This is a genomic window from Micromonospora sp. NPDC049900 (assembly GCF_044461025.1).
GTDB lineage: Bacteria > Actinomycetota > Actinomycetes > Mycobacteriales > Micromonosporaceae > Micromonospora.
In genome coordinates, this window is record NZ_JBITKM010000018.1 from 1 (window position 1) to 24,598 (window position 24,598).

Below are 24,598 nucleotides of genomic sequence, written 5' to 3' on the forward strand. Positions count from 1 at the left end.
GCGGGCCCGGCCCCGCCCGGCCGGGGGCCGCCGGTCCCCTGTTTGTGGGACCCCGGGGGCCCCCGCCCCGATCATAAGGGGGCCCGGGGGGGGGCCCGCGGCGCCCCCCCCCCCCCCGGGCCGGGGGCGACGGTGGTCGTCCGAGGGTCAGCTCCGCGGGACGTTCATCCGCGCGGGGATCAGGTCGTACCGCGCGGGGTCGATGTCGTCCAGTGTGCCGTCGGTGATCGAGTCGACGATGCCGAAGAGTCCGTCCTCGACCTGCTTGGTCAGCATGCCGTGCTGCTTCTGGCCCCAGGACTGGGTCTGGCCACGCGTCTCGAACAGGATGGTGGCGCTGCCGCGCAGCGCGAACGAACCGAGCGCGGTGCCGGGCAGGTTCGTGTTCTGCGGGTAGAGCGTCACCTTGCTCTGCGGGGAGTTGCCGGACTGGAGCGCGTCGTAGACGGCGACGTTCACCCGGCGGGAGGCGTCGTAGTCGAACTTCGGCCAGTTGCCGTGCTGCGCGGGGTCCGTGATGAAGCGCCCGGAGATGGACAGCGTGGTGTAGTCGTCCATCCCCACACCGGTGTAGCAGGCGGCCTGGTTGTGCAGGTCGGCGAAGACGTCGACGGTGCCGAACTCCCGCTCCAGCGAGCGGTAGACGTCGCGGGCGGTCTGGGCCTCCGGGGTGATGTACCAGCCGACCGAGGCGCTGTTGCCCGGGAAGTCGGCGGACCGGGGCACGTAGTCGAGGTCGGGGTTGAAGTCGCGGTTCACGTCGAACCCGCCGACCCGGGTGTTGTAGTTCCAGGCGGTCCGGGCGTCGGTCAACTGCGGGAAGTCGGCGACGACGTCGGCCCAGGTGCGGGCGTTCTGCCGGATGTCCAGTTCGCTGCCGTCGGGGTTGAGCTTGGGGATGGCCACCACGGTGACCGCCTTGCGGATCTCCGCGGACCGCTTCGAGTTGTTGCCCAGCGTCCGCAGGGCGTCGAGCACGGCGGCCGTACCGTGCATCTCGTTGCCGTGGATCTGACTCTGGATCAGCACGACCGTGTCACCCTCGCCGACCCGGGCGGTCCAGATCTCCCGGCCGTGGTTCGAGTGGCCGGCCACGTCGACGCGGACCTTGCCGTTGCTGGTGTGTTCGATCTGTCGAAGGCTGCGGCGGAGTTCCTCGTGGCTGATGAAACCCTGGACCGACTTGTTGCCGGTCTCGTTTCCGCAGTGCGATTCGAGGGGTTGGGCGACGGCCGGTCCGGTGAGTGCCACCACGGCGCCGGGAGCGCCGATGAGTAGTGCGGCGGCAACCGCCACAGAACGCTTGACCCGACGTGTCGGTGATGCCGGCATGGCTGGGCGCATGAATGTCCTCCACAGTGATCGGGTGGATCTAGTCCGTCACCTAAGCACAGGTCAGGGCCGCTAGCAATGCGTCGAAGAGGAATCGGCCACTGATTGCGGCCGAATGTCTGGACAGTATTTTCGGCAGCGTCTCGGTCAATTGTCGAAAGGGGCCTGCACGTGGCGCTGGGCAATCTCAAGAGTTCCTCAACAGACGCTCGGGTGGCCGTCTCCCGGTTCCTTGGCCGACTATTTTCGCGCGCACGTGCACGGGTGCCCGGTAGGTGGTTCGACAATTGTCGGACATTGGCTCGGCAATTGCCGGAGCCGTTGCCCGTGATCGTGTCCGACGTCTCGACAGGTGTCGCAGAAGACTCAGTCGCCGGACGGTTTCGGCGTGCTGCAGAGCGTGGTGCCGGGCGGGATGACCTCCTCGGCGCTGTGGATGCGGTACGGCGGCGGCCCCAACCGGCCGGACGGGTTGATCGGCGTGACGTTCAGCAACCGCAGGAACTTGTTGATCACCTTCGCCACCGGGGCCAGGATCGTGTAGCCGATGCCGTACGAGGCCCAGACGCCGATACCCACCCCACGGCACACCGCCAGCGGCGCGCCCAGCGCCGACCCGATCGTCGTCCCGTAGGCCGTGGACACCTCGAAGAAGAGACCGGCCTTGAGCACGAACGCGCTGAATCCCAGGTCGAACCGGACCCGGTGCTCGATGAGCAGCCCCATCACGCCGACCGGCACCCCGCGTAGCGAGTTGATCAGGCTCTCCTTGCGCTGGAAGTTCTTGCTGACCTGCGGGCCGAACGTGCCGCCCGCGTACCCGTAGCCGAGCGAGCCGGCCAGGGAGAACTCGCCGTTGCCCTTGACGGTCCCCGCCTTCGCGCCGAAGGCCGTGGTGACCTTGACCGTCTGGCTGATCGTCAGCGCCAGCGGCACGCCGATCACGGTGCCCATCGGGATGGCGAACTCGACCGGGATCGGCAGGACCGCCTTGAGGTTGTGCCCGTTCCGGATGCCCGCCTCGAAGGTGTACCGGACCCCGAAGCCACCGGCGATCGACAGCTCGGCCCGGCTCACGCTGCCGCCCCTGATGTCCAGGTGGAAACTCGCCCTGGGCTGGTCGAAGGTGAGCGCCGCCCTGCCGGACAGCTTGGTGCCGTCGCGGTCGTAGTGGAAGCTCACCTCGGCCCCGCCGTGCAGGCTGACCCCGGTGGAGAAGTTCGCCACCACCGTCGTGACCTCGCCGCCGCCCCGGACCGGTGCCGGCTGTGCCGGCCGGGGCGGCAGCGGCGCGGGCCGCAGCGGTCCGTGGCGACCGGCCCGACCCGACGGGCTGGCCAGCACCGCGTCGGCCTCCTCCTCGTCGAGCGCCCAGATCGGCTCACCGGCCCGGTAGGCGACCGGGTCGTCGATCGCGATGTCCTGTCGGGCCAGCGTGCCGTCGCGGATCACGTCGGTGACGGTCACCGGCCCGATCGTGACCAGCAGGTCCCCACCCTCGCGCCGCAGGTCGAGCACCCGGCCGACGCCACGCCCCGTGACGAACATGACCTTCCCGGGCGCGAGGTCGTCGGCGCGGGGCGCGGCGGCGTCGATGCGCCAGGTGAGGCCGTCGGCGGTCACCGAGCGCACCGCGCGGCCACCGCCGCCGACGAGCACCACGTCCGGCTGGTACGTCAGGTCGGGGTGCGGCACCGGCGCCATCCCGTACCGCAGTGCGGACTCGCCGTACGGGTCCTCGTGCGTCACACCGAAGGGGTCGAACGGTGACCTGCCGGTGCAGGCCGTGGCAGCCAGCAGCAGTACCACCGTGAGGACGACCGGGACAAGCTTGCGCACCAGGGACTCCTCGCCGCCGGGGGACACGACCCGCCGTTCCGACCGCCGACCGGCGGCGTGGTCCGGTCAGGTCGGGTCAGCGGCGGTGCGACCGACCATAGGGTCCGGTTGGCGCGGAGGAATCCGGAGTTTCCCCACCTACCGGGATCACCGACGGAGGGCGGGTCGTCGGCATCCGGGGCGTGTCCCGAAACCCCCGCCCGGTCGGCCGGACAGTGCGACAGTGGTCGAGGGAGCACGGGTCGCAGGGCGGGGGAGTCGATGCGGATCGGATACAAGCTGGCCAGCGAGGGGTTCGGGCCGACGGAGATCATCCGGCAGGCGGTCCGCGCCGAGCAGGTCGGGTTCGACTTCGTGGAGATGAGCGACCACTTCCACCCGTGGCTGGACGACCAGGGCCACTCCTCGTTCACCTGGACGGTGCTCGGTGCCGTCGCCGCGCGTACCGACCGGATCGGTCTGGCCACCGGGGTGACCTGCCCGACGGTGCGCTACCACCCGGCGATCATCGCGCAGGCCGCCGCCACCCTCGCGATCATCTCCGACAACCGGTTCACCCTCGGCGTCGGCGCCGGTGAGCGCCTCAACGAGCACGTCGTCGGCCAGGGCTTCCCCAGCGCACGCGGGCGGCACGAGCGGCTGCGCGAGGCGCTGGACATCATCCGGCTGCTCTGGTCCGGCGGCTACCACTCGTACGAGGGCAAGCACCTGCACCTGGAGGACGCGCGAGTGTTCGACCTGCCGGACCGTCCACCGGTCATCGCGGTCGCCGCCAGCGGTGGCGCGTCGGTGGCCATCGCCGCCGAGCTGGGCGACGGGCTGTTCGCCACCGAGCCGGTCGCCGACCTGGTGCAGACCTACCAGCGGATGGGCGGTCAGGGACCGCGCTACGCGGAGGTCCCGATGGCCTGGGCCACCGACGAGGAGCAGGCGGTGCGGGCCGCCTGGGAGACCAGCCGCTGGGCGGTGACCGGCTGGAAGGTGATGAGCGAACTGCCGAACCCGGTCAACTTCGAGGCCGCCGCGCGGACCGTCACCCCGGACGACATCCGCGCGCTGTTCGCCGTCGGCCCCGACCCGGACACGTACGTCCAGGCGGTCCGCACCTACGTCGACGCCGGCTTCGACCACATCGTGCTGCAGAACGCCGGCCCCGACCCGGACGGGTTCCTCGACTTCTTCCGCGACGTCCTGGCCGAGCGCCTGCGCGCACTCGGCTGACCGCCGCGCTGCCGTGCGCGCGCCGCGTACCCGCCTCGTCGCGGGCTGTCGCGGCGCGTCGTCGTGCTCTGCCCCGGTGCGCAGGCGCGGCTAGGCTCGATCATGCCGCCCTCGCCGCACCCCGTACGCGGCCTGCGTCGACCCGTCCTACCTGGGAGAGCTGTGACCCTCGTCAGCGCCTACACCGCCTCGTCCGCGACCGCGCCCCTCGCGCCGGGTCAGATCCGTCGGCGGGAGGTGGGACCGCGCGACGTGCTGATCCAGATCGCCTGGGCGGGAATCTGCCACTCCGACATCCACACCGTGCGCGGCGACTGGGGCACCGTGCCGTACCCGCTGACCGTCGGGCACGAGATCGTCGGCGTCGTCACCGAGGTCGGTGCGGAGGTGACCCGGCACGCCGTGGGCGACCGGGTCGGGGTCGGCTGCATGGTCGACTCGTGCCGGGAGTGCGCCAACTGCCAGGCCGGTCAGGAGCAGTACTGCCTGCGCGGGTTCACCGACACCTACAACGGCACCGACCGGGACGGCTCGGTCACCCAGGGCGGCTACTCGACGCACATCGTGGTGGACGAGCACTTCGTGCTGCGGATCCCCGAGTCGATCCCGTTCGAGAAGGCCGCGCCGCTGCTCTGCGCCGGCATCACCACGTACTCGCCGCTGCGGCACTGGAAGGCCGGTCCCGGCCGCCGGGTCGCGGTGGTCGGCCTCGGCGGTCTCGGCCACATGGCGGTGCAGCTCGCCGCCGCGATGGGCGCGGAGGTGACGGTGCTGTCGCAGACGCTGAACAAGCGCGACGACGGAATCCGCCTCGGTGCCGCGCACTACCACGCCACCAACGACCCGGAGACCTTCACCCGGCTGCGGTACGGCTTCGACCTGATCGTCAACACGGTGAGCGCGCAGATCGACCTGGAGGACCACCTCAACCTGCTCGCCCTGGACGGCACGCTGGTCACCGTCGGCGCGCCGCCGGAGCCGATGCCGGTCCGCATGTTCACGCTCTTCGACAACCGGCGGTCGCTGGCCGGGTCCACCATCGGCGGGATCCGCGAGACCCAGGAGATGCTCGACTTCTGCGCCGAGCGGGGGATCGCCCCCGAGGTGGAGGTGATCGAGGCCGCCCAGGTCAACGACGCCTGGGCGCGGGTGCTCGCCGCCGACGTCCGCTACCGGTTCGTGATCGACATCTCCACCCTGGCCTCGTGACCCGAGCGGTCGTCGACCGCACCCGCCCGGGTCTTTTCCTCAATTTTCGCCACCGCCTGGTTCGCTGCTCGCAGAACCGGGACGACGCAGCAGACCGTTGAAGGAGACGAATGCGATACCGAGTGTGGGCCGGATCGGCCCTGGCCGTACTGCTGGTGGCCGGGACCGCCGCGTGCGGCGACGGTGACACCGACGCCACCGGCCCGAGCCCGGTGGCCACCAGTACGGCGAGCAGTTCCCCGTCGGCGACCCCCGACCTCGACGCGGGGGAGGAGCTGGCCCGGGGCATCGACGTGCCGTGGGGCCTGGCGTTCCTGCCCGGCGGCGACGCGCTGGTCGCCGAGCGCAACACCGGCCGGGTCCTGCGGATCTCCCCGGGTGGCGGCACGCCCGACGAGGTCACCACGGTGCCCGGCGTGACCGCCGATGGCGAGGGCGGACTGCTCGGGCTCGCCGTGTCACCGGACTTCGCCGACGACGATCTGGTCTACGCCTACTTCACCGCCGCCGACGACAACCGCATCGTGCGGTTCCGGCTCGACGGCGGCCAGCCGGAGGTGGTCTTCTCCGGCATCCCCAAGGCCGGCTTCCACAACGGCGGACGCATCGCCTTCGGACCCGACGGCATGCTGTACGTCGGCACCGGCGACGCCGGGGACACCGGCAGCTCGCAGGACCCGGCCAGCCCGGCCGGCAAGATCCTGCGGCTGACGCCGGACGGCGAACCGGCACCCGGCAACCCGACCGCCGGTTCCCCGGTCTACAGCCTCGGGCACCGCAACGTGCAGGGCCTGGCCTGGGACCCGGAGGGTCGACTCTTCGCCACCGAGTTCGGGCAGAACGACGTCGACGAGGTCAACCTGATCGAGGCCGGGCGTAACTACGGCTGGCCCGAGGTCGAGGGCGAGGGCGACACCGCGGGCGGGCGCTACACCAACCCGCTGGTCACCTGGTCCACCCGGGAGGCGTCGCCGTCCGGCATGGCGATCACCGGCGGTAACGCCTACGTCGCGGCGTTGCGCGGCGAGCGGCTCTGGGTGGTGCCGCTCGACGGCGACCGGCTCGGTGAGCCGTCCGCGCGGCTCGACGGGTACGGGCGGCTGCGCACCGTGCAGGTGGCCCCGGACGGGGCGCTCTGGGTCACCACGTCCAACACCGACGGGCGCGGCGACGTCCGCGACGGCGACGACCGGGTGCTGCGCTTCCCGGCCCGCTGACCCGTGACCCGGCGGGGCTCGGCGGCACCACCACCGCCGGGCCCGCCGGATGCGGTGTCAGGCCACCGCGCCGTGCAGGACCACGTGATCCGGCGGCGCGGTGCCGAACACCACGTCACCGTGGAAGACTGCCCGCCCCGACGGCCCGTCCAGGGTGAACGAGACGTGGTCGAACCGGCTGCCGTCGAGTCGGGTGGTGCCGTGGAACTGGGCCCCGGTGAAGTCGACGTACTCCGCCTCTCCGCCGCGCAGGTCGAGGTCGACCAGGGTGGCGCCGCAGAGCCACAGGTGCACCCCGCGCCACTGTCCCGGGCCGGGCCGTAGCCGGTCGGCGAGCAACCGCTGCGCCAGCCGCCGTTCCCGCAGCAGGGCATCCTGGCCGGCGGTACGGGCCTCGGCGTCCACCGGGAACGGCACCGGCACCCGCAGGAAGGCGCAGAACGCCGCCACGATGGGCTGCCGCAGCTCGGGCCGGTCGTCCCCGAGCCGGGCCAGGATCCGCAGCCCGGCCGCACGCACCACCGGGTCGGCGTCGGCCAACTGCCGGGAGTAGGGCGTGACCGAGGCGTCCGGCGTCAGGGGACCGCCCGTGGCGACCACCGCCCAGCCGAACGGCCACTCCGACTCGCCGTCGTCGGTCCCGCCGGCCCAGTGGGCGCCGGTCAGGTCGCTACCCGGATGGGCGAGGTGGACCCGCCCGGCGAACCGGGCACCGGCGAAGGACGCCCGCGCCCCGAACCGGGCGTGGTGGAACCAGGCCGGGCCGTCGAAGCGTACGTCCCGGAACGAGACGTCACCGGCGAACCGCGCGCCGTCGCCGCCCTCCTCCCAGTCCTGGTAGTCCTCGATCAGGACCGCCACCGGCCAGTGCGGGTCGTCCTCGTTGGGCTCGTCCCACGGTGCCGGGGTGATCTCGTCCACCGTGTCCCACGCCTCGTCCTCCTCCCACCAGGTCTCGGCGCCCCGGCCGAACCAGGCCATGCCGGCGAAGACGGCGCCGGTGAAGTCCGTCCGTCCCCGGAACCGGGTCCGGCCGAAGGCGGCGTCGCCGCCGACCCGCAGGCCGGTGAAGGTGGTGTCGTCGGCGAAGACCGCCCGTGCGAAGGACACGTCGGTGTCGACGGCGGCGCCCTCGAAGGCGGTGACCCCCGCGAACCGGGTGTCGGCGAACCGGGCCGCCCACAGCCGACAGGCCCGGAAGTCCGCGTCGTGCAGCGTCGCGCCGGACAGGTCCACACTGATCCCGTCCCAGGGCGGGGTCCTCGGGGCCGGGCCGGAGCCGCGCAGCCGATCGGTGAGCAGGCGCAGCGCCGTACGACGTTCCTCGGCGTCGTGGCCGTCCGGCGCGGGCGCGGTCCGCAGCCACGCGCAGATCGCGTCGGTGATCGGCTGTCGCCGTGCGGGGTCGGTCGCGCCGAGGGCGACCAGTGCCTGCGCCGCCGCGAACCGTGCGCCGGGCGCGGTGGTGGTGAGCCGTCGCACCGCCTCGCGGTACGCCGTCGAGGTGTCGTCCACGGCGCGAGCCTAGTACGGCGACGCCCGTCGTGATCATGGTCGACCGGGCTGCGTCGCTGCGGCGCCGCTCAGGACGCGGATGCGGTGCGGGCGCCCGCGGTCAGGATCGCCTCGGCCAGTGCGGCCACCGTGTCGGCGGGTGCGCCGTCGCGGTGCAGCAGGACGAACTCCACCTCGCCCAGCGGCGGCAGCCGGTGTCCGGTCGGGGCCGGCACCAGACCGGGCGGGACCAACTCGGCGGAGTGCGCCATCACCCCGAGACCGGCGCGGGTCGCCGCCACCAGCCCGCCCAGGCTGGTGCTGGTGCAGGCGAGCTGCCAGGCACGACCGGCCGCGCCCAACGCGTCCAGGGCCTGCGCGCGGGAGATGCTGGGCGGTGGGTACGCGACCAGCGGCACCGGCTCGTCCGGACCGAGCCGGTGACCGGGGGCGGCCAGCCAGATCAGCCGGTCCCGCCAGACCAGCCGACCCCGGTCCTGCCCGACCAGGCGCTTGGCGAAGACCACGTCCAGTTGCTGCGCGTCGAGCCGGTGGTGCAGGGTGCCGCTCAGGTCGACGGTCAGCTCCAGGTGCACCAGCGGATGCCGGTGCCGGAAGTCGCGCAGCACCCGGGGCAGGTGGGTGGAGATGAGGTCGTCGGAGACGCCGAGCCGCAGTCGGCCGCGTACCGGGCCGGTGGCGAAGTGTCGTCGGGCCCGGTCGCCCGCGTCCAGGATGTCCCGGGCGAAGGTCACCATCGCCTCGCCGTCGACGGTGAGTTCGACGCTGTGCGTGTCCCGGACGAACAGCGGTCGGCCGGTCTCGGCCTCCAATCGCCGGACGTGCTGACTCACCGTGGACTGGCGCAGGCCCAGTCGGGCGGCGGCCCGGGTGAAGCTCAGGGCCTGGGCCACCGCCAGGAAGCTCCGCAACTGCACCGGGTCGTACACCCGGCGAAGCTATCACGTTCCGTGATCGCAGTCAGCATGATGATCGCCTTTCCCACTGATCCATCCGGGCCGACAATGGTCGGCAGCCGCCGAGACGCGCCGGACGGCGCGGGCGACCGGAGGGGAGAGAGGCGATGCGCTGGCCCCGTCGGCTGCCGATCGACCCGTTCATCGCGGCGCTGTTCGGCACCGTGGCGTTGGCCGCCCTGCTCCCGCTGCGCGGCACGGCCGCCGACGCGGGACGGGTGGCGGCCCAGGTCGCGGTGGCGTTGCTCTTCTTCCTGCACGGCGCCAAGATCGCCCCGAGGGCGGCGCTCGCCGGTGCCCGGCACTGGCGGCTGCACGCGGTGGTGCTGCTCGCCACGTTCGTCCTCTTCCCGCTGCTCGGACTCGCCGCCGCGCCGCTGCGACCGGCGGTGCTGACCCCCGAGCTGTACCAGGGGCTCCTCTTCCTCTGCGCGGTGCCGTCCACGGTGCAGACCTCGATCGCGTTCACCGCCATCGCCCGGGGCAACGTGCCCGCGGCGGTCTTCACCGCCTCCTTCTCCAACATCGCCGGCATCGCCCTCACCCCGCTGCTGGTCACCCTGCTGCTCCAGAGTTCCGGCGAGGTACGCGTCGACGCCGGCTCGATCGGCACGGTGGTGCTGCAACTGCTCGTGCCCTTCGTCGCCGGGCAACTGTCCCGCCGCTGGACCGCCGGCTGGATCGAGCGGCACCGTGCACTGACCGGCCGGGTCGACCGGGGCGCGATCCTGCTGGTGGTCTACTCGGCCTTCAGCGCCGGCGTGGTGGCCGGAGTCTGGGACGAGGTCTCGCCGGGGCGGTTGGCCGCCCTGATCGCCGTCGTCGCCGGGCTGCTCGCGCTGGTGCTGGGGCTGCTGTACGGCGGTGGCCGGCTGCTCCGCTTCGACCGACCCGACCGGGTGACGATCCTGTTCTGCGGAGCCAAGAAGAGCCTGGCCACCGGGCTGCCGATGGCCGCCGTGCTGGTGCAGCCCGAGGCGCTCGGCCTGCTGGTGCTACCCCTGATGATCTACCACCAGATCCAACTGGTCGTCGGTGCGTGGATCGCCCGCCGCTGGGCCGACCGGATGTAAGGAAGGGCACCCTGCTAACGCCTCGTGTATAGCAGGGGTCCCCTCCTTACACCTCAGGGCGTCCGGCGCGCACGGAACGCGCGGCCTCGGCCCAGCGCGTCGGTGTACCCCCACCGGCCGGGTATGTCGAGCAGCTCGATCTGGCCCATCTGCTCCGGCACCCCGGCCTCCACCGCCAGGTGGTTCGCGTACGGCTCCAGGCCGAGCAGCGTCCGCACCAGCATCAGCGGCGTACCGCTGGACGGGGCGTACGGGCTGTCGGCGAGCCCGTACGGCACCGGGACCTTGGTGACGGCCCGGTCGTAGCCGGTGAGGTACGCGGGCAGCCGACCGTCGAAGTAGCGGCTCGCCTCCAGCATGCCCTCGGCGATGCGCGCCGCCTCCCGCCGGAACCCGGCCCGGCACAGGCCCCAGGCGATGATCGAGTTGTCCCAGGGCCAGACCGCTCCGGTGTGCCGCCCGAGCGGGTTGTAGCCGGGTTCGGTCTCGGCCAGCGTGCGGATGCCCCAGCCCGACCAGAGGCCGGGACCGAACAGGTGCCGCACCACGTCGTCGCGCCGCGACCTCGGGATCATGTCGCTCCAGAGCAGGTGGCCCATGTTCGAGGCCAGCCCGTCCACCGGTCGGCCGTCGGCGGACAGCGCCACCGCGTAGTGGCCCCGGTCCGGCAGCCAGAAGTCCCGGTCGAAGCGGCCCTGCAACTCGGTCGCCTCGCGGTCCAACCGGTCGGCCCACGCCGGGTCCCGCCAGAACAGGCGCGCCATCCGGGCGGCCCGCCGTTTGGCGTCGTAGGTGTAGCCCTGGACCTCGCAGGTCGCCTGGGGAAACCCGGCCGGGCGACCGTCGGCGAAACAGATCGCCTCCGCCGAACTGCGCCAGGTGCCGCCCACCTGCTCGGTGCGGCCGGTCTGACACCCGGCCCAGACGTACCCGGTGCGCAGCGGATCGGCGGGACCGTCGAGCCAGTCGATGGCCGCCCGCACCTCGTACTCGTACCCGCGGACCAGGTCGGCGTCCCCGGTCCACCGTTCGTACTCGTCGAGCAGGATGACGAAGAGCGCGGTGGTGTCGACGGCGGTGAAGTTGGCCGATTCGGGGGTGTCGTTGAAGGCGGCCGAGTCGCCGTACCGGCACTCCTGGACGATCTTGCCCGGCTGCTCACCCCGGAACGGGTCGTCCCGCGCGCCCTGGGTCAGCGCCAGGATCCGCAGCGTCCGGGCGGCCCGTTCCGGCAGGACGGGCAGCGCCTGGAAGCTGCTGATCAGGCTCTCCCGCACCAGCAGCGTCATCGACCAGGGCAGGCCGGTGGCGGGCAGCGCGTCGAGGTAGTTGAGGCCGGGGTAGTGCAGCGCGGCGAGGTCGGGCACGGACCGCTCGTACGCCTGTTGCAGCGGCGCGTAGTCGGCGCGCAGGCGGGGTGCCGACTCGGTCAGCCGGGTGATGTCGTTCAGGAGCCGGGTGTCGGGACTTCCGGTCGAACTGTTCAGCCGCTCCCGCAGGTCACGGCTGTGCAGGTCACGGACGAGGGTGAGCACCCGTAGCCGGGTGCTCCAGGCGCTCTTCGCGTCGATCGTGACCGTGAAGGTCAGACCGTCCTCGTCGATCACGGCCGGTTCGCTGGCCGTGACCACGGTCTCCCGGTGCAGGCTCTCCCGCTTGTAGTGCAGCCGCAACGTGTCCCGCTCCACCGTCGCGACCACCGGTCGGTCCCGGCGGAGCCCGCTACGGACCTCGGGGACCTCGGCGAAGTCCGCGGCGACCGCCAGCCGCATGGTGTAGCGCTTCGCGGTGGGCGCGTGGTTGAGCAGGGTGATCTCCTCCTGGAACTCCTTGTCCACCCGGCGTCGCCGCATGACCGAGGTGGTCGCGCTGACGTAGTGGGTGGGCTCGCCGGGCACCAGCCCGAAGCGGGACTCCCAGGTGTGCACCGCGTCGTGGGAGAGCACCGAGAGTTGCTCCCCGTCGAGGGTCAGGTCCCAGGTCGACAGGAACCGGGTGTCGAAGAAGTAGAGGCCCATCGGGGTGGTCGGCGTGGTCCCGACGTTCCCGTTGGCCTCGCTGATCACGAACAGGCTGCCGGCGAAGATGCGGGTGGCCTGCTGGAGCCCGACCAGACCGGGCTCGGCGAAGGTCGTGCCCGGTGCGACCGGCTCGACGGCCCCGCTGTAGGCGGCCACCGGCAGCAGGCGGCGGAACAGGTGCATCAGGACGAGGTCGCCCTCGACCGAGAGCACGCCCCGGAACAGCATGGAGACGAAGTGGTCGTGGCCGGCGAGCAGACGCTCGAAGGAGGCCCGACTCATCTCCACCCGGCAGTCGGCGTGGGTGCCGTCCCGGTGCGCGTGGGCGCGGCCGTCGGCGAGCGTGACGAACCAGGTGTCGTCGCCGTCGAAGTCGAAGCGGAGCACCCCGGTGGGGGTGGTGGGCAGGCGGCCGGGCGGAGTCTCGGCGAGGCTGGCGAAGAAGCTGTCGAGCAGTCCGTCCACCTGCCCCTCCCCGTGTACCGCCGCGCCGGCAATGCAGTAAATCGGACATACAACATATAATTGTGTCCTGGTGTGCGGTCGTGCTTCAGTGGAAGTACGGCCACATCAGTCGGGGAGGTGCGACGGTGGACGGACGGATCGCGGCAGGAATGCACTACCGCACGTACGGGCCCGGACGGGGCGGCACGTTCCTGCTCGTCCACGGCTGGTGCGGCGACCACACGTACCTGGAGCCGGTGGCCCGGCACCTGGCCGCCCGACCGGCCCGGGTGATCGCCGTCGACATGCCCGGCCACGGCGACAGCCAGCCCTCGCCCAACGGGTACGGCGTCGACCAGATGGGCGGTCACCTGCGCGCCCTGGCCGAGGCGCTGGACCTGCGCCGGGTCACGGTGATCGGGCACAGCCTCGGCGGGGTCTGGTCGTTGGCCGCCGCAGCCGCCGACCGGAGTCGGTTCACCGGCCTGGTGCTGCTCGACTCCGCGGTGGCCGGGCCGCCCGGGGCCGCCGACGCGATCGGCGAGGTGGCCGAATCCCTGCGCGACGACACGTCAGGTGCGGCGCGGGAGCAGATCGTCCGCTCGTACTTCCGGCCCTACTCCGAGCCACGCCTGGTGGAGCGGGTGGTCCGGGCGATGGGCCGACCCGCCACCCGGATCGCCTACGAGCCGATCGCCGGACTGGCCGCGTACGTGCGGCAGGGCGGCGACGTGGCGGCGCTGACCACCTGGGCCCGGCCGCTGTTGATGGTCGGCACCGACGCACCGTTCGCCGACTACGCGCACCTCAGCCGACTCGTCCCCGAGTCGCACATCGGGCAGACCGCCGGCTCCGGGCACTTCGTGCAACTGGAGGTGCCGGCACAGGTGAACGCCATGCTCGACCGCTATCTGGAGATCACCCGCTGAGCGCGCCGCACACGGGACGAGGTCGGCGGACGCCGGAGCGGACCGCGCCGACCGGACGGCCACGCCACGGTCCGGCGCACGACGGGGGAGCGGTGACGACGCACGACGTACGCAGACGGGCGCTGCTCCTGGCCGGGGTGCTGCTCGGCGCGGCCGGGATCTTCGACGCGGTGGCGGCCGGCGCCGACCTCACCGGCGACCGGTACGTCTCGATCGGCGCCGGCGTCGTCCACCAGCACGACATCACCGGGTGGGTCTGGCTGCGCCTGGCCGCCGGGGTGGGTACGGCACTGGCCGGGGCGCTCGTACCCCTCGGCCGCCGCTGGTCGGCGCTGCTCGCGCTGGCCGCGGTGGCGGTCTTCGTCGTGCTGCACCTGTTCCTGTTCACCTACCACCCGGTGCAGACGGTGCTGGTGCTCGGGCCGGCGCTGGCCGCCGCCCGGCTGATCCTCCTGCACCGCGCCCCGCTGACCCGTCGACCCGTCGCGTCAGGCCGGGTCAACGGGTCGGCAGGCAGACCTTCCCGGTGAAGGCGGGGTCCGGCTGCCGGAACCCCGCCCAGGCCGGGTTGGCGGCGATGGCCAACGGCGGCGCCTGCCACGCGGCACCGAGCCGCTGCAACAGCGGGTACTCGTCGCGCTCCTGCCGGATCGGTTCGCCGGACAGGAAGGCGACCAGCCGGTCCTCGACCAGGGCGCGGTTCAGCAGGCCGCCGTGGACCCCGGGCATCTGGAACACCGGGATGTCGGAGTAGTCGCCGGGTGGCGCCTCGGCCGCGGTCGAGGTGGGGACGAAGGCGACCATCCGTACGCCCGGCACCGGGCACATGAGCTGGTTGCGGTAGAACGGCGCGTTGTCGACCAGCGAACGGATGAACGGCTCGTCCGGTCCGGTGCCCTTGTGCAGCACGCCGAACATGAGCCGCAACTGCCATCCGGTGACCACACCCCAACCCCGGTCCTGGTGTGGCGGCGGATAGTAGGCGCGTCCCGCGTTGATCAGCGGGCTGAACATCGCCAGCGCGTCGACCGCCGGATGGGCGCCCTCCTGGAGGTAGGTACGGGCGACCATGGCCCCCTCACTCTCACCGATCAACGCGATCGGCCGACCGGTACGCCCGTGCAGCCGCTGCACCTGCTCGCCGAGCAGCCGTACGCTCTGCGCCACCGAGATCGTGGTGTCCCGCGGCCCGTACGGCAGGGGCGTGCCGTCCGGGTCCAGTCCCCGGTAGGAGAACCGCTCGACGCGGTCGTCGACCGGCGCCTCGCCGCCGTACGCGGAGCCGTAGCCGGCCAGGACGATGACCGCCTGCGGCACCTCCGGGGGCAGCGGATGATCGAGCACCACCGCCTCGGCCCGCAGGTCCTTGCCGGGGACCGCGTGCACCAGCGGCGGGATGAGCAGCGGCACCGCCAGGGCGAGCACGGCCGCGACCGGGGTCGCCGGCAGCCACGCCAACCGGACCCGGGGCGTGCACAGGGCGGCGTGCACCGTCCGGTCCCACAGCAACCCGTTCACCACCCCGGCGGCGGCGGCGACCGGCACCGTCCACCAGCCCGGCACGCTCCAGCAGACGGCTCCGGCCATGGTCAGCACCACGAAGTTCAGCAGCGACCAGCCGACCAGGGACAGCGACGGCAGGCCACGCCACCAGGGGCCCACCACGGCGGCCCGTTGCAGGAACGGCGCCAGCAGGAACATCGGCAGCAGGGAGGCCAGCAGCACCCAGGACAGCGCCACCACCGACGCGGCCACCGAGATCAACGCCCACGGTGCCACGATCACCGCCACCAGCAGGGCCAGCCCCAGACTGCGCCGCAACAGCCATCGCACCGGTGGCCGGGGCACCCCGTCCGGCCAGGCGAGCACCACCAGCACGGTGTGGAACACACCCCGCGCCGCCACCAGCACGCCCAACCAGAGCAGGAACTTCGGCCAGGACTCGTGGTAGACGTACAGCCACCGCAGGTCGTGGTAGGTGTCGTACGGCCAGACCGCTGAGGTCTGCGGCGCGAGCCCGGTGGCGGCGACGAAGCCCAGGGCGACCAGGACGGTGGCCTCGACGGTCGGCGGCACGGCGGTGAGCAGCAGCAGTCCCGCCCGCCTGCGCTGCCGCATCCCGCCTCCCCCGCCGTCTCCTCCCTGGCAGACTCCACCGGGAACGGCCGTCGTGTCGGGCAGTTCGGCAACTTCGCGGCGCGCAGGCGCCCGGCAGACCGGGTGACGACGCCCCGGCGGGCGCCGCCACCCGGCAGGACACGCACTAGTCGAGCGCCGGGTACGGGGCCTCGACCTCGGTGGTGATCTCCTCGCCGTCGACGGTGCCGGTGATCCGCACGCTGGCGGTGCCGGCCGCTACCGCCGTGCTGCGCGTGTTGAACTGCTGGAACGCGGTCCGGCCCGGGGCGACACCGGTCACCGTCCGCGAGCCGAAGGCGGTGACCAGCTCGATGGTGAGCGGCACCTGGTCGGCGTTGCGGGCGGAGACGGAGAGGTACGCGTTGGTGCCGACGCGCTGCGTCTTCGCGGTCACCTCCACCTCGAACGAGGACCCGGGGTCGAGTTCCGTCCTCGCCCGGTCGGCGTCGGCGACGATCCGGTCGCGTTGCGCGGCGGTGAAGACGTCCGCCTCGACGAACGCGTCGGCGAGGCGGGTGACGGCCGTGACGAACTGGCCGTGGCCGGCGAACGGCGCCTCGTCCCAGAGCAGGTCGAGGAAGGTCGGACCGTCGGTGCCGGGTGACGACACGCCGGTGACCGGGACGTCGTACGCGGGCAGGCCGTCGTTGCGCTTGTGGTTGGGCACGCCGGTGTCGATAGCGCCGAACACGACCGTCGGTTCGACGCGCCGGAAGTACGACGAGACGGCCTGCGTGTCGGCGATGTAGTACGGCCGCAGGGTGAACCCGTGCGTGGCGAAGAGCTGGTCACCGGCGGCGGTGCTGCTGCTCGGGGTGATGGCGGCCCGGCTGTAGTCGCCGTCGCGCTTGAGATGGCGGTACAACGACAGCTCCCGGAACGCGCCGCCGCCGGGGTTGCCGAGGATCTGCATCAGCACCGGTCCCCAGAACACGGCCTGGGTGTCCGGGCGGTCGATGGCGCGTTCCACGCGGAGGCTGAACGGCATCCGGATGTCGACCGTGTCGCCGGAGCGCCAGGTGCGGCTCAGCGTCAGGTAGCTGCCCGGGGTGGCGGTGTGCGCGTGCGCGACCCCGTTGACGCTGACCTGGAAGCCCTTGCGCACCCAGCCCGGCACGCGCAGCTTGAGATCCAGTGGGCCGTCGCCGTCGACGGTCAGCCGGACGTGGTCCTGACGGGGGTAGTCCGTCTCCTGCACGACCGTGAGGTCCCTCTCCGACCAGGTCAGGGTCGACGGCACGTACAGGTTGACCCAGAGGGTGGAGTCGTCGGCGGACTTGAAGTAGATCGTCTCCTGGTACTTGGTGTGGTTCTCGATGCCGGTGCCGCCGCAGCAGGTGCCGGTGTTGCCGTAGCCACGGGCGGCCCCCGGAGTCAGCGGCTGGAAGTAGGTGACCTGCGGGTTGCTGACCGTGCTGGTGTCGGCGCGGGAACCGGCGATCTGGTTGATCAGGCCGCGCTCGTAGTAGTCCAGGTACGCCGGATCCTGCTCGTGCAGGAACAGGTTGCGGGCGAGTTTGATCAGGTTGTACGTGGTGCAGGTCTCGGCGCCGCCCTGGGCGATCGAGTTGGCGATGTTGTCCCGGTTCTGGAACAGCTCGATGTTGTTGTTCGAGCCGGGGTAGTTGCCGCCCGTGCCCCCGTTGGCGTACGCCCGGTGCGGCACCACCATGCCGTAGAAGTTCTTCGCGGCCTGGAAGTACTCGGTGTCGCCGCTGTGCTCGTAGACGCGCAGGTAGCCGACGAACTGCGGCACGTGCGAGTTGGCGTGCAGCCGGTCGGGGCGGCGTCGGCCCGGGTTGGTGGCCGGGGTGGTGACCAGGATGTCGCGGTTCTCCACGCAGGCGTCGAAGAGCGACTCGCGGTTGTCGAACAGCCTGGCGGTCTCCAGGTGCCGACTGTCGCCGGTGAGCGCGTAGATCTCCGGGAACACCTCGTTCGCGCCGCCGGTCTCACCGGCGATGTAGAGATCCCACATGTAGTTCAGGTTGTCCCGGGTGATCGGCCCCGGGTAGTCGGGGTGGTTCTTGTCCCCGACCGTCAACGCCAGGTGCGCCCAGTCGGCCATCCTGGTCACCACGTCGAGCGCCGTGGCGTTGTCGGTGTGGTAGTACGCGTCGAGCAGACCCCGCATGATCTTGTGCTGGGTGTACCAGGGTGCCCAGGTGTTCGTGGCCGCGTTGCTGCCGTACACCGCCCACCGGGGCGGCCCGAGCCGCAGCACCGCGTCCTCCGGGATCGCGCCGAGGTAACCGGGGTGGGTCGGCACCCACAGCTCGGTCCCGCCGCTCTGGGTGGCGACGATGCCGCCGTCGCGCCCGTTCGGCGACGAGTCCAGGATCGTCGACCCGCCCTCCTCCTCGAACCGGTACCAGGCGATCGAGCCGCCACCGGTGCTGCCGGCGGGGGAGTCCTGGAGGGAGGCGACCTCCTGGGCGCTGAGCGCCCGGTCGAAGATGTGGAACTCGTCGACGGTGGCGTTGAGCATCGGGTCGCCGTACTGCGACCGTCCGATCCACCGGTTGCCGGGGTTCCCGAGGTTCGCCGGGCTCAGCGTCATGTTGGTGTTCTGGCCGGCCTGGACGCCGTTGACGTACAGCGTGCCGGTGTTCTGGGTGAGCGTGACGGCCAGGTGCACCCACTGGTTGACGGGCAACGCGGTGGTGCCGTTGATCTGCTGTTCGCCGCTGCTGCCGCCGACCGTGATGGCGAACCGGGGCGCGTTCCCGGTCGACCCGGCGCGTGGGGCGAGGAACATGTTCACCGTGCTGTTCTGACCGAAGTCGAACAGCCGGCTCCAGTTCTGCGTGGCCGCCAGGTTGACCCAGGTGGCGATGGTGAAGTCGGTGAGCTGGCTGATCGCCTCCTGGGGCAGCGTCACGTGCTCGGCCCGGCTGGGTCCGCCCAGTCGCAGGCCGCTGCCGAACCGGCCGGTCACCCGGCCGATCTCGGGCTGCTCCGGCTCCTGCGGGTCCCCGCCCGGGTCGCCGGTGCCCATCCGGGCGGTGATGGCCGCCTGGCAGGCGGCGAGTTCGCCGACCATCCAGTCGAGCTTGTTCTTGAAGATCGGTTCGCCCAGGTCGGCGTACCCCTGCGCGAGGGCGGTCATGAAGTGCCCGGCACAGTGGCCGCTGAGCAGCCCGCCGTCCTCCCAGCCGCCGGGTGTGGTGACCCCCGCCGGGTTGGGGCGGCCCGCCTGGTTGTTGAACAGCACCAGGAAGCGCCGCTCGTCGAGCTGCCGCAGGTAGTTCTTCATCCGGTCCCGCTTCTCCTGGAGCAGGCCGTCGCCGAGCCGGACGTCACGGAGCGGGAACGGCCGGACCGGAGCGGTGCCGCCCGGACCGGGGTCGGCGACGACGCCGCCCGGGGCAGGCGAACCGGGGCTCGAACCCGGGATCGGCGTCGCCTGTGCGGCGGCCGGGAACGCAGCCGCGGTGGCGACCGCGGCCACTCCGGCGGCGGACACCTGTAGGACCTGACGTCGGCTCACGGGGATCTCAACGGATTCAGCCACTTAGGATCGTCCTTCCAGGTGGGGTACGGCTCGACCGGTGCGGTGGCGCAGAGGCGGATTGTCAGCGAGTGTGAGCGTTAACTTTCCGCTCGTCAATCCCTGCGACCCGGCAAAGTGCGGACTCCGACACCTGCGGGTAACGAGGTGATGTTAGCGCTCACACGCCCGGTCAACTGGGGTTCCGGGCACTGTGGAGACGCCCTCTCAGCCGTGGTCGACGTCGGATCCGTCGTCCTCGGACGCGGCCAGCCACCCCAGCGACAGCGGCGCGGCGATCGGTCGTTCCGCGAAGGCGCGCAGGTCCGCCTCGGTGACCGCCCGGCCGGCGAACCGGGCGGTCAGGCAGGCGGTGGCGAACCCGCACACCCGGCCCTGGCACCACCCCATCCCGGGCCGGGCCAGCAGCTTGACGGTACGGGCCTCGGTGGCGCCCAACCCGGTCACGGCCTGCCGGATCTCGCCCGCGCCGACCTCCTCGCACCGGCAGACCACGGTCTCGTCGGCACACCGCGCGAGCACGTCGGCGGGGACCGGGTAGGCCCGGTGCAGCGCGGCGGCGAACCGGCGCAGGGCGCGGCGTCGCCGACGTGCCACCCGGTCGCCGGGCGGCGCTGCGAGGTCGAGCGAGCCCGCTGCCGAGGCACCGGCGATCCGGCCCTCCACGGTCGCCAGGTCGGCACCGCCGACACCGGTGACCTCACCGGCCGCCCACACCCCGGGCACGCTCGTGGTCTGGTCCTCGTCGACGGAGAGCACCAGGCTCTGGTCGACGTCGACCCGGGTCGCGCAGCCGAGTTGAAGCGCCAGGTCGAGCTGCGGCGTGAACCCCCAGCCGACGGCCAGCACGTCGCAGTCGATCCGCCGCTCGGTGCCGGGGCTGATCCGCCCGTCCCGGGTGCGCCGGCCGACGACCACACCGGTCAGCCGGTCCGTGCCGGTGGCCCGCAGCACCACGTGCCGGTGCCGGACCGGCACCCGGTGCCGCAACAGCCGGACGGCGTACCCGGCGGCCTCGCCGACCTTTCCGGCCGCGCCGAGCAACGCCGGGGGATGCCGGGTCAGGGCGAGCGGACCGTTCGCCTCCAGCACCGCCGCCACCCGCGCGCCGTACCGGGCCAGACCGTCGGCGACCGGCAGCAGGAACGGGCCGGTGCCAGCCACCACCACCCGCCGTCCGGGCACCACGAGGTGGCCCTTGAGCAGGGCCTGCGCCCCGCCCGCGGTGAGCACGCCGGACAGGTCCCAGCCGGGGAAGGGCAGTTGCCGGTCGTACGCGCCGGTGGCGAGCACCAGTCGGCGGGCGGACACGGTGACCGGGCCGGGGGTGCCGTGCTGTCGGGGCTCGGCGCCCACCAGGCAGCGCAGCGCCCAGCCGTCGTCCTCCGGCGTGACCGACCAGACGTGGTGCCCGGCCAGCCGCACGACCCGACCCGCGTCGGCCAGCGCGGCGAGACGACCGACCGTGGAGGTGAACCGCGTCCAGCCGTGGTGCAGGGTGGCCGCCCGGAACCGGCCGGTGCCGGGAGCGGGGGAGCGCCAGTACTGCCCGCCGGGGCGTACGCCCGCGTCGACGATCGCCACCCGGGCCCCGGCCTCGGCCGCGGCCAGCGCGGCGGCCAGTCCCGCCGGCCCGGCCCCGACCACCGCCACGTCCGCCTCTGTGCCCGTCATCGGCCGGTGCCCCGCTGGGTGCGGACGTCGTCGCCGGGCGTGGCCGGCACCAGGCAGGCCCGCAGCGACGGTTGTCCGTTGACGGTCACCAGGCAGTCGAAGCAGATCCCGATGCCGCAGAACAGCCCCCGGGGTCGCCCGCCGACGCGGGTGTTCCGCCAGGACAGCACCCCGGCGGCGGTGAGGGCGGCACCGACGGTCCAGCCGTCGCGGCAGGGCACCGGCGTGCCGTCGAAGAGGATCTCGAACTCGTCGGAACGGCTCACCGGGACACCTCCGGGTCGAACCGGTCCGGCCGGAACGGGGTCAGGTCCAGCTCGGGCGGGGTGCCGAGCAGGGTCTGCGTGACCAGACGCGCGGTGCCCGGGGCCAGACCGATCCCGGCGCCCTCGTGACCGCAGGCGTGGTGCAGCCCGGGTGCGCGCGGATCCGGGCCGATCACCGGCAGGTGGTCGGGACAGTACGGCCGGAAGCCCCGGTACGCGCGGATCACCGCGACGTCGCGCAGCACCGGGAAGAGGCGGACCGCACCGGCGGCGAGCTGCCGCAGGGCCGGGATCGAGACGCTCCGGTCGAAACCGACGCGTTCCCGGCTGGCGCCGATGAGCACGGTGCCGGCCCGGGTGCCCTCGACCACCGTGGACGTCCGCAGCGCGGCCGAGTCGCTGGCCACGTCGGCGACGTAGTCGGCGAGGTACACCTTGTGCCGGATCAGCGCCGGGAGCGGCTCGGTCACCAGGATGTAGCCGCGTCGGGGCGCGATCGGCAGCGCGACACCGGCCAGCGCGGCGACCTGACCGGCCCAGGAGCCGGCGGCGTTGAGCACGGCGGCGGCGGGGAGGTCGCGTCGGGGCGTTCGCACGCCGACCACCCGTGGACCGTCGCGCAGCAGGCCGGTGACCGGCTCGTGCGGCAGCACGGTGACGCCGTCGTGGCGGGCCAGCCGCAGCAGGTGGGCGGCGGCGAGCATCGGCTGCACCTGCATGTCCTGGGGGTAGCGGTAGCCGCCGGTGAGGTCGTCGCCCAGGTGCGGTTCGTGTTCCCGCAGTCGGTCCCGGTCGACCGCGACCGCCTCGACACCGAGGTCGTGTTGTCGCGTGGCGAGCCGGGCCAGGCCGTCCAGGGACGCCCGGTCGGTGGCGACCACCAGCCCGCCCTTGGCCTCCATCTCCACCAGCTCACCGAAGGTCGTGTCCTGCACCGGCAGGTCGGCCAGGGCGCGCCACTGCCGGTGCGAGTGCAGCGCGAGGTCGAGTTCCGGGCCCGGCTCCTTGTCGGAGACGAGGATGTTCCCCTCGCCCGCCCCGGTGGTGCCGCCGACGATCGGTCCACTGTCGACGACGGTGACCGACATGCCCGCCCGGCTCGCGTGGTGTGCGCAGGCCGCGCCGACGATGCCCGCGCCCACCACGACCAGGTCCACCGCTCCGCTACGCACGCGACCACCGGAGGGATCGGCCGGTGCCGCAGGGGCGGGGCGCAGGCATGGCACCTCCGACGTCGAGGGCTGGAGGGTGGTGGGACGCCGTTGTAGTGTGTGACATTGTACTGGCCGAACCGGATAGGAGCACCCCGATGCCCCCTCGGTCCAGACCATGGCACGGTGTCCTGGTGGCCACCACGGTGCCGCTCGACGAGCGACTCGCGGTCGACGTCGACCGGTACGCCGCGCATGTCCGCTGGCTCGCCGACGAGGGCTGCGACGGGGTCGTGCCGAACGGCTCGCTCGGCGAGTACCAGACCCTCACCCCCGAGGAGCGCAGCACGCTGGTCCGGGTCGCGGTCGACGCGGCACCCGACGGCTTCACCGTGATGCCCGGCATCTCCGCGTACGGCGCGATCGAGGCGCGGCGGTGGGCCGAGGACGCCGCCGAGGCCGGCTGCGCGGCGGTGATGCTGCTGCCGCCGAACGCCTACCGGGCCGACGAGCGGGCCGTGGTCGCGCACTACCGCGAGGTCGCCAGGGTCGGCGTGCCGGTGGTGGCGTACAACAACCCGATCGACACCAAGGTCGACCTCACCCCGGAGTTGCTCGCCCGGCTGCACGGCGAGGGCCTGATCGTCGGCGTCAAGGAGTTCACCGGCGACGTGCGCCGCGCCTACCGGCTCGCCGAGGCGGCACCCGACCTGGACCTGATCGTCGGCGCCGACGACGTCACCCTGGAACTCGCGGTGGCCGGTGCGCCCGGCTGGATCGCCGGGTACGTCAACGCGCTGCCCCGGGTCTGCGTCCGGCTGTTCGACGCGGCGGCCGACGGTGACCTGGCCACCGCGCTGCCGCTCTACCGCACGCTGCACCCGTTGCTGCGCTGGGACTCCCGGACCGAGTTCGTGCAGGCGATCAAGCTCTCGATGGACCTCGTCGGGCGCTACGGTGGGCCGTGCCGCCCGCCGCGGGTGCCCCTCACGCCGGAACAGGAGCGCATCGTCCGGGAGGCCACCGAGAGGGCGGTGGCGGCCGTCGGCCGGTGACCGGAAGGGCGGTAGGGCGATGCGCAGCACCCGGGTGTTCCACGCGGTCGACTCGCACACCGAGGGCATGCCGACGCGGGTGATCACCGGCGGGATCGGTGTGGTCCCCGGCGACTCGATGGCGCAGCGGCGGCGGCACTTCGTCGCGCACCTCGACCACCTCCGCACCCTGCTGATGTGCGAGCCGCGTGGACACGCCGCGATGAGCGGGGCGATCCTGCAACCGCCCACCCGGCCCGACGCCGACTGGGGCGTGCTCTTCATCGAGGTCAGCGGCTGCCTGCCGATGTGCGGGCACGGCACCATCGGGGTCGCCACCGTGCTGGTGGAGACCGGCATGGTGACCGTCACCGAGCCGGTCACCGCGATCCGGCTCGACACCCCGGCCGGGCTGGTGACGGTCGACGTGGCGGTCCGCGACGGGCACGCCGAGTCGGTGACCCTGCGCAACGTACCCGCCTTCGTGTCGGAGCTGGACGCCACGGTCGACGTGCCCGGGTACGGACCGGTCACCCTCGACCTCGCCTTCGGCGGCAACTTCTACGCCGTCGTCGACCTCGACCGGCTCGGCATCGCCTTCACGCCCACCGACCCGCAGGCCCGGCAGCGGATGCTCGACGCCGGGCTGGCCGTCATGGACGCGGTCACCGACCAGCTCCGACCGGTGCATCCGGAGGACCCGACGATCGCCGGCTGCCACCACGTCTACCTCGCCGCACCGGGCTCGGACGCCCGGCACTCGCGGCACGCCATGGCCATCCACCCCGGCTGGTTCGACCGCTCGCCCTGCGGCACCGGCACCTCCGCGCGGATGGCCCAACTGCACGCCCGGGGCGAGCTGGCGCTGGGCGCCGACTTCGTCAACGAGTCGCTGATCGGCAGCCGTTTCGTCGGCCGGCTGCTGGAGCGCACCACCGTGGCCGGTCGACCGGCCGTGGTCCCGACGGTCACCGGCCGCGCCTGGATCACCGGCACCGCCCAGTACCTCCTCGACCCCACCGACCCGTTCCCCGCCGGCTTCCAGCTCTGACCAGCACCGGAGTTCT

The 24,598-nt window shown here is 72.7% G+C and carries 18 protein-coding genes; 8 read left to right on the forward strand and 10 right to left on the reverse strand.

What is annotated here, in order from left to right:
* Positions 1-147: 147 nt before the first annotated feature.
* Both ACIBMZ_RS26760 and ACIBMZ_RS26765 read right to left on the reverse strand, forming a co-directional pair.
* Positions 148-1,296 carry a M14 family zinc carboxypeptidase gene (locus tag ACIBMZ_RS26760; protein WP_396698413.1) on the reverse strand — a complete coding sequence of 383 codons (1,149 nt, stop codon included), beginning with the start codon at positions 1,294-1,296 and terminating at the stop codon, positions 148-150.
* Positions 1,297-1,698: 402 nt separating this feature from the next.
* On the reverse strand, positions 1,699-3,171 hold the full coding sequence (locus tag ACIBMZ_RS26765) for a hypothetical protein (RefSeq protein ID WP_396698415.1): 1,473 nt from the start codon (positions 3,169-3,171) through the stop codon (positions 1,699-1,701).
* Positions 3,172-3,432: 261 nt separating this feature from the next.
* On the opposite strand from ACIBMZ_RS26765, the gene ACIBMZ_RS26770 reads away from it, so the two are divergent.
* The 3 genes from ACIBMZ_RS26770 to ACIBMZ_RS26780 all read left to right on the forward strand — a co-directional run bounded on the left by ACIBMZ_RS26770 (position 3,433) and on the right by ACIBMZ_RS26780 (position 6,818).
* Positions 3,433-4,392, forward strand: a complete 960-nt coding sequence (locus ACIBMZ_RS26770; RefSeq protein ID WP_396698417.1) for a TIGR03557 family F420-dependent LLM class oxidoreductase — start codon at positions 3,433-3,435, stop codon at positions 4,390-4,392.
* Between the two features lie 162 nt (positions 4,393-4,554).
* Positions 4,555-5,601, forward strand: coding sequence for an NAD(P)-dependent alcohol dehydrogenase (locus ACIBMZ_RS26775; RefSeq protein ID WP_396698419.1), 1,047 nt, complete (start codon positions 4,555-4,557; stop codon positions 5,599-5,601).
* A gap of 110 nt (positions 5,602-5,711) precedes the next feature.
* On the forward strand, positions 5,712-6,818 hold the full coding sequence (locus ACIBMZ_RS26780; RefSeq protein ID WP_396698421.1) for a PQQ-dependent sugar dehydrogenase: 1,107 nt from the start codon (positions 5,712-5,714) through the stop codon (positions 6,816-6,818).
* A gap of 57 nt (positions 6,819-6,875) precedes the next feature.
* On the opposite strand, the gene ACIBMZ_RS26785 is transcribed toward ACIBMZ_RS26780, so the two are convergent.
* Entirely contained in the window at positions 6,876-8,333 is a 1,458-nt protein-coding gene (locus ACIBMZ_RS26785) for a pentapeptide repeat-containing protein (RefSeq protein ID WP_396698423.1), read from the reverse strand.
* Between the two features lie 68 nt (positions 8,334-8,401).
* Positions 8,402-9,262, reverse strand: a complete 861-nt coding sequence (locus ACIBMZ_RS26790; protein WP_396698425.1) for a LysR family transcriptional regulator — start codon at positions 9,260-9,262, stop codon at positions 8,402-8,404.
* 134 nt (positions 9,263-9,396) lie between these two features.
* On the opposite strand from ACIBMZ_RS26790, the gene ACIBMZ_RS26795 reads away from it, so the two are divergent.
* Positions 9,397-10,362: a bile acid:sodium symporter family protein gene (locus ACIBMZ_RS26795; protein WP_396698427.1), complete on the forward strand. Its 966-nt coding sequence runs from the start codon at positions 9,397-9,399 to the stop codon at positions 10,360-10,362.
* Between the two features lie 53 nt (positions 10,363-10,415).
* On the opposite strand, the gene ACIBMZ_RS26800 is transcribed toward ACIBMZ_RS26795, so the two are convergent.
* Entirely contained in the window at positions 10,416-12,848 is a 2,433-nt protein-coding gene (locus ACIBMZ_RS26800; protein WP_396698429.1) for a glycogen debranching N-terminal domain-containing protein, read from the reverse strand.
* 125 nt (positions 12,849-12,973) lie between these two features.
* Here ACIBMZ_RS26800 and ACIBMZ_RS26805 point away from each other — a divergent pair, with 125 nt between their 5' ends.
* A complete protein-coding gene (locus ACIBMZ_RS26805) occupies positions 12,974-13,756 on the forward strand; it encodes an alpha/beta fold hydrolase (RefSeq protein ID WP_396698431.1) in 783 nt (260 codons plus the stop codon).
* Positions 13,757-13,848: 92 nt separating this feature from the next.
* Positions 13,849-14,286, forward strand: a complete 438-nt coding sequence (locus ACIBMZ_RS26810; RefSeq protein WP_396698433.1) for a hypothetical protein — start codon at positions 13,849-13,851, stop codon at positions 14,284-14,286.
* Here ACIBMZ_RS26810 and ACIBMZ_RS26815 read toward each other — a convergent pair.
* The 5 genes from ACIBMZ_RS26815 to ACIBMZ_RS26835 all read right to left on the reverse strand — a co-directional run bounded on the left by ACIBMZ_RS26815 (position 14,255) and on the right by ACIBMZ_RS26835 (position 22,518).
* Positions 14,255-15,874: a hypothetical protein gene (locus ACIBMZ_RS26815; protein ID WP_396698435.1), complete on the reverse strand. Its 1,620-nt coding sequence runs from the start codon at positions 15,872-15,874 to the stop codon at positions 14,255-14,257. The genes ACIBMZ_RS26810 and ACIBMZ_RS26815 overlap by 32 nt on opposite strands.
* A gap of 145 nt (positions 15,875-16,019) precedes the next feature.
* On the reverse strand, positions 16,020-19,409 hold the full coding sequence (locus tag ACIBMZ_RS26820; RefSeq protein WP_396698437.1) for a beta-L-arabinofuranosidase domain-containing protein: 3,390 nt from the start codon (positions 19,407-19,409) through the stop codon (positions 16,020-16,022).
* A gap of 204 nt (positions 19,410-19,613) precedes the next feature.
* Entirely contained in the window at positions 19,614-21,080 is a 1,467-nt protein-coding gene (locus tag ACIBMZ_RS26825) for an FAD-dependent oxidoreductase (RefSeq protein ID WP_396698439.1), read from the reverse strand.
* The gene (locus tag ACIBMZ_RS26830) at positions 21,077-21,346 is read right to left on the reverse strand and encodes a (2Fe-2S)-binding protein (RefSeq protein WP_396698441.1); all 270 of its coding nucleotides are present in this window, start codon (positions 21,344-21,346) and stop codon (positions 21,077-21,079) included. Before ACIBMZ_RS26830 ends, ACIBMZ_RS26825 begins: the two co-directional genes overlap by 4 nt.
* On the reverse strand, positions 21,343-22,518 hold the full coding sequence (locus ACIBMZ_RS26835) for an NAD(P)/FAD-dependent oxidoreductase (protein WP_396698443.1): 1,176 nt from the start codon (positions 22,516-22,518) through the stop codon (positions 21,343-21,345). The genes ACIBMZ_RS26830 and ACIBMZ_RS26835 overlap by 4 nt, the downstream gene beginning before the upstream one ends.
* Positions 22,519-22,691: 173 nt before the next feature.
* Here ACIBMZ_RS26835 and ACIBMZ_RS26840 point away from each other — a divergent pair, with 173 nt between their 5' ends.
* Entirely contained in the window at positions 22,692-23,552 is an 861-nt protein-coding gene (locus tag ACIBMZ_RS26840) for a dihydrodipicolinate synthase family protein (protein ID WP_396698445.1), read from the forward strand.
* Positions 23,553-23,571: 19 nt separating this feature from the next.
* On the forward strand, positions 23,572-24,582 hold the full coding sequence (locus ACIBMZ_RS26845; protein ID WP_396698447.1) for a proline racemase family protein: 1,011 nt from the start codon (positions 23,572-23,574) through the stop codon (positions 24,580-24,582).
* The last annotated feature ends 16 nt before the right edge of the window (positions 24,583-24,598 follow it).